At 60.0% G+C, this 15,936-nt stretch carries 16 protein-coding genes; 10 read left to right on the forward strand and 6 right to left on the reverse strand.

The genetic code is table 11. The annotated features are described in order from the left end of the window. Window positions 1-3,225, reverse strand: a complete 3,225-nt coding sequence (locus NNA36_RS14395; RefSeq protein ID WP_255108215.1) for a DUF3971 domain-containing protein — start codon at window positions 3,223-3,225, stop codon at window positions 1-3. Window positions 3,226-3,381: 156 nt separating this feature from the next. Between NNA36_RS14395 and NNA36_RS14400 the strand changes: the two genes are divergently transcribed. The 4 genes from NNA36_RS14400 to NNA36_RS14415 all read left to right on the forward strand — a co-directional run bounded on the left by NNA36_RS14400 (window position 3,382) and on the right by NNA36_RS14415 (window position 6,639). Next, window positions 3,382-3,843 carry a peroxiredoxin gene (locus tag NNA36_RS14400; RefSeq protein WP_255108216.1) on the forward strand — a complete coding sequence of 154 codons (462 nt, stop codon included), beginning with the start codon at window positions 3,382-3,384 and terminating at the stop codon, window positions 3,841-3,843. Between the two features lie 20 nt (window positions 3,844-3,863). Then, entirely contained in the window at window positions 3,864-4,673 is an 810-nt protein-coding gene (locus NNA36_RS14405) for a ferritin-like domain-containing protein (protein ID WP_255108337.1), read from the forward strand. A 153-nt stretch (window positions 4,674-4,826) separates the two neighbouring features. Next, complete coding sequence (locus NNA36_RS14410; protein ID WP_255108217.1) at window positions 4,827-6,140, forward strand: M23 family metallopeptidase; 1,314 nt, start codon at window positions 4,827-4,829, stop codon at window positions 6,138-6,140. Next, window positions 6,130-6,639 carry a polymer-forming cytoskeletal protein gene (locus tag NNA36_RS14415; RefSeq protein ID WP_255108219.1) on the forward strand — a complete coding sequence of 170 codons (510 nt, stop codon included), beginning with the start codon at window positions 6,130-6,132 and terminating at the stop codon, window positions 6,637-6,639. The genes NNA36_RS14410 and NNA36_RS14415 overlap by 11 nt, the downstream gene beginning before the upstream one ends. Window positions 6,640-6,706: 67 nt before the next feature. On the opposite strand, the gene NNA36_RS14420 is transcribed toward NNA36_RS14415, so the two are convergent. The 3 genes from NNA36_RS14420 to NNA36_RS14430 all read right to left on the reverse strand — a co-directional run bounded on the left by NNA36_RS14420 (window position 6,707) and on the right by NNA36_RS14430 (window position 8,824). Then, on the reverse strand, window positions 6,707-7,678 hold the full coding sequence (locus NNA36_RS14420; RefSeq protein WP_255108223.1) for a DUF3179 domain-containing protein: 972 nt from the start codon (window positions 7,676-7,678) through the stop codon (window positions 6,707-6,709). Between the two features lie 95 nt (window positions 7,679-7,773). Continuing rightward, on the reverse strand, window positions 7,774-8,325 hold the full coding sequence (locus tag NNA36_RS14425; protein ID WP_255108225.1) for a peptidylprolyl isomerase: 552 nt from the start codon (window positions 8,323-8,325) through the stop codon (window positions 7,774-7,776). Beyond that, window positions 8,312-8,824, reverse strand: a complete 513-nt coding sequence (locus tag NNA36_RS14430) for a peptidylprolyl isomerase (RefSeq protein ID WP_255108227.1) — start codon at window positions 8,822-8,824, stop codon at window positions 8,312-8,314. The genes NNA36_RS14425 and NNA36_RS14430 overlap by 14 nt, the downstream gene beginning before the upstream one ends. 129 nt (window positions 8,825-8,953) lie before the next feature. Between NNA36_RS14430 and pgk the strand changes: the two genes are divergently transcribed. Together pgk and NNA36_RS14440 are read left to right on the forward strand one after the other, a co-directional pair. Then, complete coding sequence (gene pgk, locus NNA36_RS14435; RefSeq protein ID WP_255108230.1) at window positions 8,954-10,144, forward strand: phosphoglycerate kinase; 1,191 nt, start codon at window positions 8,954-8,956, stop codon at window positions 10,142-10,144. A 142-nt stretch (window positions 10,145-10,286) separates the two neighbouring features. After that, window positions 10,287-11,180, forward strand: coding sequence for a fructose bisphosphate aldolase (locus NNA36_RS14440; RefSeq protein WP_255108232.1), 894 nt, complete (start codon window positions 10,287-10,289; stop codon window positions 11,178-11,180). Here NNA36_RS14440 and NNA36_RS14445 read toward each other — a convergent pair. Then, window positions 11,177-12,115, reverse strand: coding sequence for a hydrogen peroxide-inducible genes activator (locus NNA36_RS14445; RefSeq protein WP_255108235.1), 939 nt, complete (start codon window positions 12,113-12,115; stop codon window positions 11,177-11,179). The two genes, NNA36_RS14440 and NNA36_RS14445, sit on opposite strands and share 4 nt — an antisense overlap. A gap of 131 nt (window positions 12,116-12,246) precedes the next feature. Between NNA36_RS14445 and NNA36_RS14450 the strand changes: the two genes are divergently transcribed. Beyond that, on the forward strand, window positions 12,247-12,516 hold the full coding sequence (locus tag NNA36_RS14450) for a YdcH family protein (protein ID WP_255108237.1): 270 nt from the start codon (window positions 12,247-12,249) through the stop codon (window positions 12,514-12,516). Beyond that, window positions 12,516-12,707, forward strand: coding sequence for a hypothetical protein (locus tag NNA36_RS14455; protein ID WP_255108240.1), 192 nt, complete (start codon window positions 12,516-12,518; stop codon window positions 12,705-12,707). The genes NNA36_RS14450 and NNA36_RS14455 overlap by 1 nt, the downstream gene beginning before the upstream one ends. A 42-nt stretch (window positions 12,708-12,749) precedes the next feature. Here the strand turns inward: NNA36_RS14455 and NNA36_RS14460 are convergent, their stop codons facing one another. Beyond that, window positions 12,750-14,369 (reverse strand): acyl-CoA dehydrogenase family protein, encoded by a 1,620-nt coding sequence (locus NNA36_RS14460; protein WP_255108242.1) that lies wholly within the window; start codon window positions 14,367-14,369, stop codon window positions 12,750-12,752. 164 nt (window positions 14,370-14,533) lie between these two features. Between NNA36_RS14460 and NNA36_RS14465 the strand changes: the two genes are divergently transcribed. Further along, complete coding sequence (locus NNA36_RS14465; RefSeq protein ID WP_255108245.1) at window positions 14,534-14,836, forward strand: septum formation initiator family protein; 303 nt, start codon at window positions 14,534-14,536, stop codon at window positions 14,834-14,836. Between the two features lie 107 nt (window positions 14,837-14,943). Further along, on the forward strand, window positions 14,944-15,933 hold the full coding sequence (gene pdhA / locus NNA36_RS14470) for a pyruvate dehydrogenase (acetyl-transferring) E1 component subunit alpha (RefSeq protein WP_255108250.1): 990 nt from the start codon (window positions 14,944-14,946) through the stop codon (window positions 15,931-15,933). Window positions 15,934-15,936 lie beyond the last annotated feature (3 nt).

A 15,936-nucleotide genomic window follows, 5' to 3' on the forward strand; every position in this document is an offset into this window, starting at 1 on the left:
TCAGTCTTTTAGCTTGGGTGGCGGGCGGCGGAAAATCTCTCGAAAGAAGCCCGGCGTCAAGGCCGATAGCGGATTGACGGATACTCGAAGTGCATCCGGCTGCCCTTGCAAACGATAGTTGAAGGCAATCAAGCCCTCTCCTTTCTTGGAGATCACCCGACCAATGGCATTTACGAAGTAGATCGGCGAGATCGCACCCTGAAAGTCCATCTGCTTAGTCTTCATGTCATAAGCCCCATCCATCGAGACCCCCATCGAAGGACCGACCGCGCTGCTCTGTGTCACGATAATCTGCCGAGGCGTTAGACGGAACTGCCCGGACAGTTCGGAAAAAGTGATACCTGGTCCATTCAGCTGATCCAAGAGACCGACAATACTGATCGCGTTGATCAATTCGGCAAGCGCCGGCGCGCCCTGAACTTTCACACCATTCGCAGCAACGGTGCCATCGTAGGTGCCCTTGCGTTCATGAGGAACAAGCGAGACATCCATCGTGCCCTGCGGGGCGGCTTTGGCAAACCCAAGTGCATCGATCACCTGACCTGCCCGCTCTGAAAAAATGCGAAAGGCGCTGCGCCCGTTTTCGTGGGGAAGTACCTGGCCATTCACCGGGGCAATCCCGTTCAGGTTTCCGGAAAATGCGCCTCGAAGACCGCCCGATTGCACAAACTCGGCCCGCACGCCGGAAAGAAACAGGCTTTCGCTGACCTGCACACGGTCAAGACGGGCAGAAATTGGCCCGGCAGCCTGCCCTCCGCTTGAGCGACCACCACCCGTCGGCAAGCCCCGAACATCGGCGACACCTCCGGTAATCACCACCTCCGGAGACTTGCCCTTCCCACGCCCGCGCAACTCGGCCTGTCCCTGAAACCAGTTGCCAATCGAAAGCTCATCGAAACTGGCCAGCTGCAAACCACCAGCGTCACTGAGGGTCACACTCCCCTTTGCATCCAGTCCGGAGGCCGAGAAGGAAAGACGATCCACCTTGGCCGGTGTCGTCAAGGTCACATCCACCTCAAGTTCACCTGATTTCTCCTTCGGCTTGCTCCAGCCAATTGGTGCAAGCGACAGGCGCACCCCGGAGACATCCGAGGACAAAGAGAGCTTGGGGGGCGTTCCCCTTGCGAAATCAATGCGAAAATCTGCTGTTCCCTGCCCCGTCACGGCCCCCTCTGGCAAGCCGATGTTGAATTCGTCAATCGCACGTTCGCTAAGTTCGCTGATGCCAACGAGCTCGCTCGTGGCCCCTTTCCCCCGCCCTATCCCGGTTTTGAAGGTGGCGGACACCGGAAGCGCGCCCACCACGCCTGTTCCCGAAATCGTCAGCAAATCGTTCGTGATGACGCTCTCAACCTGCCCGCGGATTTCCTTGTCCTTGATAAAATGTGAGGTTCGAATGTCGCTACTCGTGGCCTTGGCGACAAAGTGAACCTCTTCAATTGGCACCTTCTTCTTGAGGCGAAGCTTAATGTCGCCTTCTGCTTTCACGTGCCCTTTGGCCAGGCCAACCGGAAGTTTGACCTTGTCCATGATCGAAAGCGGAGGCCGGTTCAACAGCGACAAAGCCGCGGTGATATCGCCCTGCGCCTTGGCTTGAACATGGGCCGGTGCAATTTTCTGCCGGGTATCCAGGATCGTGAAACCCGTCCCCGTGACATCCACGTCTCCGCCCTCGTCCGCCGTGACAATCCCTCGCTCCGCACCGACACGGAACTGATTGTCCTTGAACATCGCGTAACCGGCACCACCCTGGATGACCGGAAGGGCCTTCATGAAGCGCAGGGTCAGATCATGAAATTGAAAATCCGCATAGATTGACGGAGGTTGCGCGACACGGGATCTCACGGCCAGATTGATGTCACGCATATTCATTTGGTGAACATTCTCTGAAATCCAGGTGCGCAGCTTGGGTTTCACCTGTTCCGGCCATAGGTTCAGGACAGACTCCGGATGCGTGGCGGTCATGTGACCATTCAGGGCGTACTCCCAATTGTCTTCCCCGGTCGAGAGCTGGCCGTCCAGAAGCAGCATCTGCCCCCCCTGCCGCAACACCATTTGTCCGAGCGAGAGTTCAAAGGGATCAAGTTGCAATCTGAAGTCAGCAAACGACTGATCCAGCGAAACCGGTGTTTCCTCCAAGAGCATCGGGTTGACTTCAAGCTGGTCCAGTTGAAGCTGAACCACCATCTCTTCGGGCACCCCCTGCGTGAGCTTTCGCAGGTGGGCGGTTCCATGAGCAATCGCCCGCAACCAATTGGCCTGAATAGACAATTCATCCAGCACAAGAGAATTTGTGCCTGGGTGATACGACAGATAGGTGTGGGCCTGCTCGAAGGGCACAGGGCGCACGCTTTCGTTGGGTTGAACGACCCCTTCGCCGATCTGAAGTGCGATGCTGGTCTGACCCAGGGCACCATTTTCGTCGGTCGAAGCCCGCAAAGACCCGGAAATCGGCGCCCTCAGAATGTCGAGCCAGGCAAGCGCAGGTGTCTGCGACGCGATGTCTTCCGACGGCATATCCTCGAAGGTCACCCCGAAATCTGCGACGTCAGAGCCAAACCGCGTGGAATACGTCACCTCAAGCGAAGACACATAGGCCCGCGCTCCGACAGCCACGAGGTTGGCCGACAGCGAAACGTCATCCCCGTCCCGTTTCAGACGTGCCTGCCCACCATCGATTGTCCATGCCTTGCCAGCGCGAACATCCTCATAGCGCAGGGTGACGGAGTCCAACTGAACACTGTCCAAATCACTCAGGCCGTCACGCGACAGAACGGCTTTGATCTGACGCCCGATATCCGGAACTTGCGTTTGCCGGTTGATTGGATCAACCGACTGCCCTGCGCCACCGATTGCCACATCGATGGCCCCATCCCGAAGCCGGCGCACGATCAGGTAGATTCCAGAAATCCGTATAGAACTTGGGGCAATCTGCATATCCCCCAAGGCCCCGGCCGATAGCGCCGTTTCGATTTCCTCGACTTCCACGACACCGCCGGTGTCCGGGTCACTCAGAGTGATCCCCCGGGCCTGAATCCGGGGCGACCACCCCTCATCAACCACCAGCAAAATATCGCCGATTGTCGTCTCCAATTGGGGGAAGCGCTCGACCAGTTCTTGTTCGATGCGGTCCTTGGCCCAATCCGGCAGCGTGATAGGACGCCCGACAACAGCAAAGATTCCAACCGCCACAAACAGGGCCAAACCGGCAAGGCTGATCAACACCCAAAGGCCTATGCGACGCCTGCGACGTGGCCGCGGACGTTCTTCAGGCGCGCTATTTGGGGTCTCGTTCAGAGGTTTTCTCTTTCGGTTTGCTTTGGACTTGCCCGCCCTATCTCATCATATACGTTATGGCCACCAGACCCAAGGAATCTCAAGATGTTTGAACTGCTTGACCCCGCTCCGGACTTCACACTTCCGGCAACCGGCGATGCAACTATCACGCTCTCTGACATACGCCCTTCCCCTGTCGTGCTCTTCTTCTATCCGCGCGACAACACCCCGGGCTGCACCAAGGAAGCCATCGGCTTTACCGAGGCGCTTGCAGAGTTTGACGCGCTCGGCGTGAAAATCATCGGCATCTCGAAAGACGATATGGCGTCACACGAGAAGTTCGTGGCCAAGAAGGAACTGGGAATGCCGCTGGTGTCCGACGCTGAAGGCGATGCCTGCGAGCGCTACGGCGTCTGGAAAGAGAAAAAGATGTACGGCAAAACCTTCATGGGCATCGAACGGTCGACCTTTCTGATTGACACAGAGGGCCGGGTCGCCGCGATGTGGCGCAAGGTCAAGGTCGACGGACACGTCGCCGAAGTCCTGGAGGCGGCAAAAGCCCTGTGACACCCAAATCTCTGTCTCAAATGGCCGTCGAAGTGCTGACCACTGCCGACGGCCGCGCCAAAACGGCCCTTTCGCACAAATACGCTGTGGAGTGGTTTGCGTCTCGCAAGGTCGAAGCACCACTGGCCATCGGGGACGCAACGCCGCCCGACCGCCCGTCGCGTCCCGAAAAGCCCGAACTCCTATCGCCGCGTGATGTCCCCAAACGCCGCCCCGGCAGCCCGCAGGGACGCATCGCCCTGTTGCATGCCGTTGCCCATATCGAATTGAATGCCGTGGATTTGCATTGGGACATCGTCGCGCGGTTCACCGACACTCCGATGCCGCTTGGTTTCTATGACGACTGGGTCAAGTCGGCCAACGAAGAATCGAAACATTTCAACATGGTATGCGACTGCCTTGAAGAAATGGGCAGCTTCTATGGGGCGCTTCCTGCGCATGCAGGCATGTGGCGAGCCGCAGAAGATACGGCACAGGATTTCCTCGGGCGGCTGGCGGTGGTTCCAATGGTACTCGAGGCCCGCGGCCTTGATGTGACGCCCGGCATGATCGAGATCTTCAAGAAGGCCAATGAAACCCGGACCATCGAAGCGCTGAACGTGATCTACGCCGAAGAGGTCGGCCACGTCGCATACGGGTCCAAATGGTTCAACTTTCTCTGCGGCAGGGACAACCTTGATCCCAAGGCCGAGTTCCACGCGCTTGTTCAAAAGTATTTCCACTCGGCCCTCAAGCCTCCGTTCAACGAGGAAAAACGCGCCGAAGCGGGACTGCCGCCTGACTTCTACTGGCCGCTTGCCGATGAATTGCCGCCGCCCTACGCGCGCTGATCGGCAGAAGATTGCCAACCGCGCCCATGCGCCTCATTGAGAAATCCCCGGAACTGGGCAAAAAACTTGCCCGGTTACGCCCAAATCGTTAAGACATCCGCGACCGGGCCAACCAAGAGCCTGGAGATGGGGCAAGGGACTAAGGAAAACAAAGTGCGCACGCGTCTGGCAATTCGAACACACGCCTTTCTGGAACGGTACTTCCCCGAACGTCGCCTGTTTCTGCGCTCTGAAGATGACACGCGTTTTATTCGCCTGCGCCCCAGCACCCAATTGGTCGGCTTTCTGGGCGGAACCTTCTTTGTGGCATGGACGATCATTGCCACCGCAATCCTGCTTATGGACTCGATTGGTGCTGGCAATTTCCGTGAACAGGCACGCCGTGATCAGCAGACCTATGAACAGCGTCTGAACGATCTCTCGGATGAGCGCGACGCCCGCACAGAAGAAGCCCTCGCGGCCCAGGAACGGTTCAACTCTGCTCTGACCCAGATTTCCGCCATGCAATCGGAACTCCTGGCCTCGGAAACGCGTCGTCGTGAACTTGAGACCGGTATCGAAGTGATCCAGGCCACCCTGCGCCGCACCATGAGCGAGCGTGATCTGGCCCGACTGGAAGCGACAGAACTCAAAGACGATGCTTCAGGCGATGTTTCTGCGCTGGCCGCTGGCTCGCCGCTTGGAAATGAGATGGTCACCGCGCTTTCTGATGCGTTGCAAGAGACCGCTGCCGAGCGTGACAAGGTGATCAGTGACGCCCGCGCCGCACTGGACCTTGCCGAAGAAATGCGTCTGGAACTGGCGTTGATGGAAGAAAAGAACGATCAGATCTTCCGCCAGCTAGAAGACGCCATGACCGTATCTGTGGAACCTCTTGAAAAGATGTTCCAATCCGCCGGTCTCGACACCAAGTCGTTGCTGGAAGAAGTGCGCCGTGGATATGATGGTCAGGGCGGCCCGATGCTGCCGCTGTCGTTCTCCACGAAGGGCGGCGAACTGACCGAGGAAACCATCCGCGCCAACAATCTGCTGGACAAGATGGATCGCCTGAACATCTACCGTATCGCGGCAGAAACCGCCCCGTTCACGGAACCCCTGCGCGGCGCGTTCCGCTACACCAGCGGATTTGGCATGCGTTGGGGACGGATGCACAAAGGCACGGATTTCGCGGCCCGTCACGGCACGCCGATCTATGCCACCGCAGACGGTGTGGTTATCCACGCCGATTGGCAGTCGGCCTATGGCCGCCTGATCAAGATCCAACATGAGTTTGGTATCGAAACACGTTACGCCCACCTCTCCAAAATCCGTGTAAAGAAAGGCCAAAGGGTCTCGCGCGGAGACCTTATTGGTGATATGGGCAACTCTGGACGTTCCACCGGAACACACCTTCACTACGAGATCCGGGTCAATGGCCGGGCCGTGAACCCGATGAAATTTATCAAGGCTGGAAGAGATGTTTTCTAAGAGCAAGATCAACGAACCCGCACCGAAATCTGCCGACCCGGCCAAGCCTGCTGCCCCCGAGGCCGCACCTGCGCCGAAACCGGCAGCCGACTTCAAGGCAAGCCCTGCCCCGGCGGCCCCCAAGGCCAAACCCCCGGCATCGGTTCTGTCCTCGGACCTGCACATCACCGGTAACCTCAAGACCACCGGTGACATCCAGGTCGAAGGCACTGTCGAAGGCGACATCCGCGCCCACCTGCTGACGGTTGGTGAGACTGCCACCATCAAAGGTGAAGTGGTTGCAGATGATGTGGTTGTGAACGGCCGCATCGTGGGCCGCGTGCGTGGCCTCAAGGTGCGCCTGACCTCGACCGCGCGTGTCGAAGGCGACATCATCCACAAGACCATCGCGATCGAAAGCGGTGCGCACTTCGAAGGTTCGGTACAGCGTCAGGACGATCCGCTGACCAAGAAAGCCGCGGCGCCGGCCAAAAAGGCAGCGCCTGCCGCAGACGCATAAGCGATTGCAAATACAAAGGAAAACGCCGCCCTTCGAGGCGGCGTTTTTCATTGGTCGCTTTCTGTGCTTACGGCCCCAGCATCCATTGCCCGTCAGGCCAGAACGCATGGTAGGCAAAGGCGAACATCACATCATGTGGCAGGTCCCTTCCCTGCCCGTCGCGCACCCGGATTGATCCGACGTCCCGCCCGCTGGCAATGTCGGCGGTGTCCAGCGCGGATGCCTGTCCAGGGGTCCAGCTGATCTCAACACCCGCTTCGCGCAGGGTCTTGACCTTGCGCAGCCGTTCCATCGGCCAAGCCCGATCCCCCACCCGAATGACCCGAGCCAGCGCGGGAATGTCATGTGGTGGCAACTCACCGCTGTAAAGGAACGGACGGTAGGAGCTGTCGTATCTTTCGTACGGATTGCGGCCGTAACGGCGGTTGAAAGGCGGCTCGGCCATCACCAGCGCATCAGGGTTGCGGGTGCGGAACTGGTCCCAGCTTTCAAGCCATGACGGCAGTGGCTTCAACACCCTGCCCGTCAGCTCCCCGACGATGGCGGTGCCGGTCGCCTGCTGCCACCAGCTTTCGGTTTCACGGTCGTACATGACCATGTCGGAATTGCGCAGTTTACCACTTACACCGAAGGTCAGTATCGCGTCGGTATTACGTCGGTAATACGACAGTGCGGAATTGCACAGCGGGCAAAAGGTTACCGCAACGGGCGTTCCGTCGATCTCGTCATTCACGATCTCATGCCAGGTCAGATACCGCAGCGGATAGGCCCTTGGCAGCGATCCCTCAAGCTCGACCGTTATGACAGGTTCCGTGCCCTTTATGCGGGTTTCATCCTTGACGAAGATGAACTGTGGATCGGAGATCGCCGGTATGCCGTCCTTGGGCGGCCCTCCCGACAGGATCTCGACCCAGTTCGACACAGTTGTCTTGCTGAAGTCCGTGTTGGGCCATTCGTGTTTCCAGAATGACGGATCGGCGCTTGCGCTGCCCGTAATCCCGATCGCCAAGGCGGTGGCGAGGACGTGTCTCATGAACATGAGGGATCTCCCTTCCATGCTTGCCGGAAAGGGTGCGACGAAAAAGGGGGGCCGCATAGCCCCCCTCACAATGGTGTGAATGCCTTTGACCGAGCTTATTCGGTCACGGTCACCTTTTTCATCATGTCCGGCTGTCCCAGAACGGCACCGTTGCGGCCCTTGCCGCGCTTGATGGCGTCGACAACGTCCATGCCCGCGGTCACCTTGCCAACCACGGTGTACTGGCCGTCCAGAAAGCCACCTTCGGCAAACATGATGAAGAATTGCGAGTTGGCCGAGTCCGGGCTTTGCGAACGGGCCATGCCGACGATGCCGCGTTCATAATGCACATCCGAGAACTCGGCAGGCAGATCAGGGCGCGACGAGCCGCCACGGCCTGCCATACGCATGTCACTGCCAATCTTGCCGAATTGCACGTCACCGGTCTGGGCCATGAAGCCGTCGATGACGCGGTGGAAGACCACGTTGTCATAGGCGCCTTCAGCGGCCAGCGCGGTGATCTGCTCTACGTGCTTGGGCGCGACGTCTTCGAACAGATCGATGGTGACGGTGCCGTTGGCTTCGCCTTCGATCTCGATTTCGAGACCGCTGGCAAACGCCGGGCCGGCCATGAGGGCCAGTGCAAAGCCGAGGTTACGCGTCCACATCGGCCGCCACCTTCACCGAAACCATGCGGTCGGGATACATCGGCGGCTCGCCGCGCACGATGGCGTCGACGTGGTCCATGCCTTCGATGACACGACCGTAAACGGTGTATTGGCCGTTCAGGAAGTGGTTGTCCTTGAAGTTGATGAAGAACTGCGAGTTCGCGCTGTCGGGCATCTGGCTGCGGGCTGCACCAAGGGTGCCGCGATCATGCGGGATGCGCGAGAATTCGGCCTTGAGGTTCGGCAGGTCCGAACCGCCGGTGCCGGCGCGGCGCAGATCAAAGTTGTTTTCCATGTTGCCGTTGGCAACATCGCCGGTCTGGGCCATGAAGCCGTCGATCACACGGTGGAAGGCAACGTTGTCATACTGACCCGAGCGTGCCAGTTCTTTCATGCGTTCGCAGTGACCCGGCGCGATGTCGGTCAGCAGTTCGATTACGACGGTGCCGTCTTTCAGCTCCATCAGGATGGTGTTTTCGGGATCTTTGATCTCGGCCATGGGGCCCTCCTGTCATGTCTTTGGGCGCTAGTTAATCATGCCGCACGCGAAAGCCAAGCCGCCCCATTGACCTAAGCCGCGTTTCCTATAGAGAACGCGGCAAATGTTTTCATTTTCGGAGTTGCAAAGATGGGCTGGAAAACACTCGACGAGATGGACCTGAGCGGCAAGCGCGTTCTGACCCGCGTGGATATCAATGTGCCGATCGTGGATGGGGTTGTGACCGATGCGACCCGTATCCGGCGTATCGCCCCCACCGTGAAGCATATCCTCGAAGCCGGTGGCCGTCCGGTTCTGCTCGCACACTTTGGTCGCCCCGGTGGCGAGCGCCGCGCCAACCTATCGCTGGAACAGCTGGTCCCGACCCTGGAACGCGCCTTCGAAGCACCCGTCGCCTTTGCCGCCGACTGTGTTGGCACCGAGGCCGAACTGGCGGCGGAAACCCTGCAACCGGGTCAGGTGCTGCTGCTGGAAAACACCCGCTTCCATGCCGGTGAAACCAAGAACGACGCCGACCTTGCCGCTGGCATGGCCAAGCTGGGCGATGTCTATTGTAACGATGCCTTCTCGGCGGCGCACCGTGCGCACAGCTCGACCGAGGGTCTTGCCCGCCTGCTGCCCGCGTGCGCAGGCCGCCTGATGCAGGCCGAACTCGAAGCGCTGGAAAGCGCGCTTGGCAAGCCGAACCGCCCCGTTACTGCGGTTGTCGGTGGTGCGAAAGTGTCGACCAAGCTGGAACTGCTGTCGAACCTGATCGAGAAGGTCGACAACCTTGTGATCGGTGGCGGCATGGCCAACACCTTCCTTGCGGCCAAGGGCTATGACATCGGTGTCTCGCTGGCCGAACGCCTGATGGTGGATACCGCCAACGAGATCATGGCCAAGGCCGAAAGCACCGGCTGCAACATCCTGTTGCCGACCGACATCGTCGTGGCCCGCAAGTTCGAAGCCCACGCTGACCACGAAATTCTGCCGCTGGACGCCTGCCCCGACGACGCGATGATCCTTGATGCCGGCCCTGCCAGCGTCGAGGCCATTGCCGCGGTTCTGTCCGAGAGCAAGACCCTGATCTGGAACGGCCCGCTGGGCGCCTTCGAAATCGAACCCTTCGACGCGGCCACCAACGCGGCCGCCCTCAAGGCTGCGGCCCTGACCCGCTCGGGCCAGCTGGTCTCGGTTGCCGGCGGTGGCGATACCGTTTCCGCGCTGAACGCGTCGGGCGCTGCGGGTGACTTCAGCTATATCTCGACCGCTGGTGGCGCCTTCCTTGAGTGGATGGAAGGCAAGGTTCTGCCCGGCGTCGCGGCACTCGAGCAATAAGATCAGGCGGGGCGCGAATTTCGGGATCAACCGCAGCCCGTTAGCGCCACCACGATTGCATGACGCGCCCTGCTGTCCTATGAGCGGGGCGCATTCATTATGCATCTGCGGAAATTGCAATTTTTCAAGGGCGGGAACAGATATGTCCAACCAAGCACAAATCGAAAAGATGACCTCCGGCGCCGGTTTCATTGCCGCCCTTGACCAGAGCGGTGGCTCGACCCCGAAAGCTCTGCGTCTCTATGGCGTCGAAGAAGACCAGTACGGTTCCGAAGCCGAAATGTTCGACATGATCCACGCCATGCGCGCGCGCATCGCGATGGCCCCGGCCTTTACCGGCGAGCGTGTGATCGGTGCGATCCTGTTCGAAATGACCATGGACCGCGAGATCGACGGCAAATCCACCGCCGCCTACATGTGGGAAGAGCGTGGCGTCGTGCCTTTCCTGAAGGTCGACAAGGGTCTGGCTGACGAAGAAAACGGCGTTCAGCTGATGAAACCGATGCCCGAACTCGACGCGCTTTGCGAACGTGCGGTCAAGGCGGGTATCTTCGGCACCAAGATGCGCTCGGTCATCAGCGCCGCGAACGCTGAAGGCATCGCCGCCATCGTCGCGCAGCAGTTCGAAGTTGGCAAACAGATCCTTGGCCACGGCCTTGTGCCGATCATCGAGCCGGAAGTGACCATCTCGATCGCAGACAAGGCAGAAGCGGAAGACATCCTGCTGGCAGAGATCACCAAACAGCTGGACGCCCTGCCGGAAGATCAGCAGATCATGCTCAAGCTGACCCTGCCGGAAACCGCGAACCACTACAAACCGCTGGTGGACCACCCTCGCGTGATGCGTGTCGTGGCCCTGTCGGGCGGTTACAGCCGTGACGAAGCCAACGAGCGCCTGTCGAACAACACCGGCGTCATCGCGTCGTTCTCGCGCGCCCTGACCGAAGGCCTGTCTGCACAGCAGTCGGACGAGGCGTTCAACAGCACCATCGCCGGCACCATCGACAGCATCTACAACGCATCCGTTGCGGGCTAAGGTCTCAGGGCCGTTACGCGGTCTTTGAACACATCTGACACGACGGTTTCCGCGGCATCGCGGAACCGTCTCATGAGGGCGGGTTTGCCCGAGGTTTTGCGCCACAACAGGCCAACCGTTCGATAAAGCCCGCCTTTCATCGGCACCACCACCACATCGCCGTCTGTCTCATGCACTTCCGACCGCACATAAAGCGATGGAAGCAACGTTACCCCCATGTTCATCGCAACCATCTGGCGCAGGGCGTCCAGGCTGGTGCCTTCATAGTCATCGCGCAGGTTGGCCCCGGCGTCGGCGCTCAGGCGGGCGATCTGTGTCTTCAGCGCATATGTCGCCCCAAGTGACAGCATATCCAGGCCTTCAAGGTCGTGCTTTTCGATCAGGGCCTTGCCCGCCAACGGATGATCCCGCGCCACGGCCAGCAACAGGGGTTCACGGTAAAGCGGCACCGAGACCAGATCGTCGGAACGCACCGGCAGTTGCGCCAGCACAAGATCGTGTCGCCCGGTCTTCAGCTCTTCGAGCAGCTCCGCCGGCGCGCCATCCCGCGCCAGCAGTTTCAGATCAGGGTGTACCGCGTGCAGGTGGCGCAGGAGTTGCGGCAGGACATAGGGGCCGATGGTCGAGGTCGCCGCAAGCCGCAGGGTGCCGGATACCCCTTCTTGCAGGGATTGAGAGAGCCCCATCAACTGCTCGACACCGTCGAGAATGCCCTGGCAATGCCCCAGAACTTCGCGCCCCGCAGGTGTCAGCACAACGCCGCGCCGTCCGCGTTCGACGAGGGCAACCTCCAGTGTGGATTCGAGCGCGGTGATCTGCTGACTTAGCGAGGGCTGGCTGAGGTCCAGCTGTTCGGCCGCGCGCCGGTATTGGCCGCACTGGGCCAGCACGGCGAAATAGCGCAGTTGCTTCAGCGTCGGCAGGGGATCTTGCATGAGTAGCCACCTAATATAGGAAAAACCTAAGTTACTAAGTGGAAAATTAGCATTCTTTCTATGATTGCAATGCCCATCTCATCACCAGCAGGGAACTCCTGCGTTTTCGCAAACCAGATGGGAGGCTTGGCATGACCAGCAAAATCGTACAGCGCGTTGAGTCCTTGGCGGCACATGTTTCGGCGCTGAGGACGCGTCACCGGAAACTCGACCGGCAGATCCTCGAGGAACAGCACCGCCCCGCACCGGACTATGGCAAGCTGCGCTGGCTCAAGGCACGCCGTCTTGTCCTGCGCGATCAGGTGGCGCGCTACGAAGGTCTGATGTCATCGCTCAAGCCTCTCGCTGGCCATTCGCTTGCCCGCAAAGGTGCCTCTGCCTATCAGGAAGGAGCCGCGTGATGGGGTTTCTGAATTTCCTGAACGCCTCGCGGCTCATGCAGAGTTCCAAGATCGACGAGTTGGTCGAAGCCCTTGGAGAGGATGATGACGGGCCGGACGGCGGGAGCTTCAGGCGGCGCAAGCGGGACAAGCACCTGTCCATCAAGCCGCGCAAACGCAAGAAGCGCAGCTTTGACTGGTTCGACGACTGAATTTTGAAGGTCTCGCCGGGGGCGCCCGGCGGGGCCTTCGGGTCAAGCCAGCCGCGAGAGAATACCCTCGGTGTCCAACCCGCTCACGGAACCTGCCACGCTGCCACGCTGCTGGGCAACGCGGCTGGTGATGAACCCATCGACAACCGCATTGGGCGCGGTGCGCATCAGCGCCGCTGCTGTCAGCAACGAGGCGAGGTTCTCGGCAAACCAGCGGGCCTCGTGTTCGGCAGGCAGGGCTGGCCAGCGGTCACGGTGCTGGCGAAGTGCCGCGTCATAGCGGGCATCTGTCCCGCGCGCACCATCGAGCACGGCATTCAGGGCATCTACCGCACGCGGTTCACGGGCCAAGGTGCGCATGATGTCGAGGCAGATCACATTCCCCGATCCCTCCCAGATCGAGTTGAGCGGCGCCTCCTTGTAGAGCATCGGCATTGGCGTGTCCTCGACGTAGCCCATCCCGCCAAGCACCTCCATCGCCTCGGCCACGACGGAAATGCACCGTTTGTTTGAAAGGTACTTGGCCAGCGCGACACCGACCCGGGCCAGGGCGCGGGCCTCTTCATCATCGCGGTCAAAGGCCTGGGCGAGGAACATAGACACCGACAGCGCGCCTTCCCAATCAAGCGCGAGATCGGCCAGAACCGAGCGCATCAGAGGCTGGTCGATCAGGCGACGCTGAAAGGCGGAGCGGTGAGAGACCCAGTAGTGTGCCTCGGAGAGGGCGGCCCGCATCAGGGCGGCCGGGGCAATCGCGGTATCAAGCCGCGTGTGGTGCACCATCTCGATGATGGTCCGCACCCCTGCCCCTTCGTCGCCAAGACGATAGGCCAGCGTGTCGTGATATTCGATTTCGGAACTGGCGTTCGCCTGATTGCCAAGCTTGTTCTTGAGCCGTTGCAGGCGGATCGAATTGCGCTCTCCCTCAAGCCAGCGCGGCACAAGGAAACAGGTCAGCCCGCCTTCTGCCTGCGCGAGGGTCAGGAAACCGTCGCACATCGGGGCCGAACAGAACCACTTGTGCCCGCGCAGGCGATAGTGGTCGCCATCGCGGGTGGCAATCGTGCTGTTGGCACGGACATCGGAACCACCCTGTTTTTCGGTCATCGCCATGCCAAGGGTCGCGCCCGCCTTTTGATCTATGGGCCGGATCGACGGGTCATAGACGCCGGACGTCAGCTTGGGTGCCCATATCTCGGAAAGTTGCGCATCGTTGCGCAGGGCCGGAACAGCGGCATAGGTCATGGTCATCGGGCACCCTGCGCCCGGTTCGACCTGCATCTGGTAATAAACAAGGGCCGCATGGGTGGCGTGACCGCCGGGTTTCCCATCCCATGCGGTCGCGGCATATCCCGCACCAAGCCCCGTTTCCATAACCCTGTGATAGCCGGGATTGAACGTCACCTCGTCCAGACGCCGCCCGCCCCTGTCAAACAGCTTGAGACGCGGCAAATCACGCTGGGCATCCTCGGCCGCCTGACGCAGGTTTTCGTCGCCATATGTTTTGCCCGCCTGCGCCAGGTGATCCAACCGGGCGCCCGCGGCTTCGGCTGCTTCGCGAAGCGGCAGGTCTTCGGACCAGAGATCACGCCCTCCCCGGACGTCGGGCTGGTTCATCACCTCGTGTGTGCCTAAATGGCGGCTTGCCTGTGACTGTGTCATGATGTGCTCCTCCGGTCCCGACGCTACCCTTGTGGTTGCACCTGTTGCCAGAAAGCCGTTGCGTCATGATTTGGTGACATCCGTGATTTTTGGGGATTCACAGGGAGTCTGCCTTGTGGCATAGTGCGTGCAGACGCCCGAAAAAGGGTGCGTAAGAGGCAGAAATGACAGCACAAAAATCACGTCCCGCGTTTGGTGCGCTCCTGTTTTTCGGAGTGGCGATGGTGCTGTCGTCGATTTTCACTTTCGCTGCCGTTCAGGGCGACTATGGCCTGTTCCGCCGGGTCGAGGTCGAAGCGGAAAAGGCCAAGCTGGATGCGGAACTGGCCCAGCTGCAGGCCGAAGTCATGCGCATGGAAAACCTGACACAACGCCTCTCCGATGAATATCTGGACCTTGATCTGCTGGATCAGCAGGCGCGCGATGTTCTTGGCCTGATCCGTACGGATGAAATTGTGATCCGCTAAGGCGCGATACCTCCTCAACTTTCTGAATATTTCCTCTACCAACGCGCAAGTTGTTGGGTTATCATTTTGTTTAACGTTAAACTATTTTTGCCTGCTGGGAGGACAAAATGGCTGCGAGAAAACCGGCCAAGAAGACGAATGTCTCGGGCGACGAACTCAAGGAATATTACCGTGAAATGCTGCTGATCCGCCGCTTTGAAGAGAAGGCGGGACAGCTGTATGGCATGGGTCTGATCGGCGGCTTCTGCCACCTTTATATCGGTCAGGAAGCGGTTGTGGTTGGGCTGGAGGCCGCCGCGGAGGAAGGCGACAAGCGCATCACCTCGTACCGCGACCACGGCCACATGCTGGCCTGCGGCATGGATCCGAACGGCGTTATGGCCGAACTGACCGGACGTGCCGGCGGTTACTCCAAAGGCAAGGGCGGCTCGATGCACATGTTCTCGAAGGAGAAGCATTTCTACGGCGGCCATGGCATCGTGGGGGCACAGGTGCCTCTGGGCGCGGGTCTGGCCTTTGCCGACAAGTACAAGGGCAACGGCCGTGTCACCTTTACCTATTTCGGTGATGGCGCCGCCAACCAGGGGCAGGTTTACGAGACCTTCAACATGGCCGCACTCTGGGATCTCCCGGTAATTTTTGTCATTGAAAACAACCAGTACGCCATGGGCACTGCACAGCAGCGGTCGACCTCGACGCCGGACATCCACACCCGAGGCCAGAGCTTTGGCATCCCCGGCGAAGCGGTTGACGGCATGGACGTTCTGGCCGTGAAAGAGGCCGGTGAGCGCGCCGTGGCCCACTGCCGCAAGGGCAAAGGCCCCTATATCCTCGAAGTGAAGACCTACCGCTACCGTGGCCACTCGATGTCGGATCCGGCCAAGTACCGGACCCGCGAAGAGGTTCAGAAGATGCGCGAGGAACGCGACGCGATCGACCACGTGCGCCAGCTTCTGATCGACGGCAAACACGCGACCGAAGACGACCTCAAGGCGATCGACAAGGAGATCAAGGCCGTGGTCAATGCGAGCGCCGACTTCGCCAAGGAAAGCCCCCTGCCCGCAGCCGAAGAGCTGTGGACGGATATCTACGCGTAAGCT

The sequence above is a fragment of the Shimia sp. CNT1-13L.2 genome (assembly GCF_024331145.1).
Taxonomy (GTDB): Bacteria; Pseudomonadota; Alphaproteobacteria; order Rhodobacterales; family Rhodobacteraceae; genus Shimia.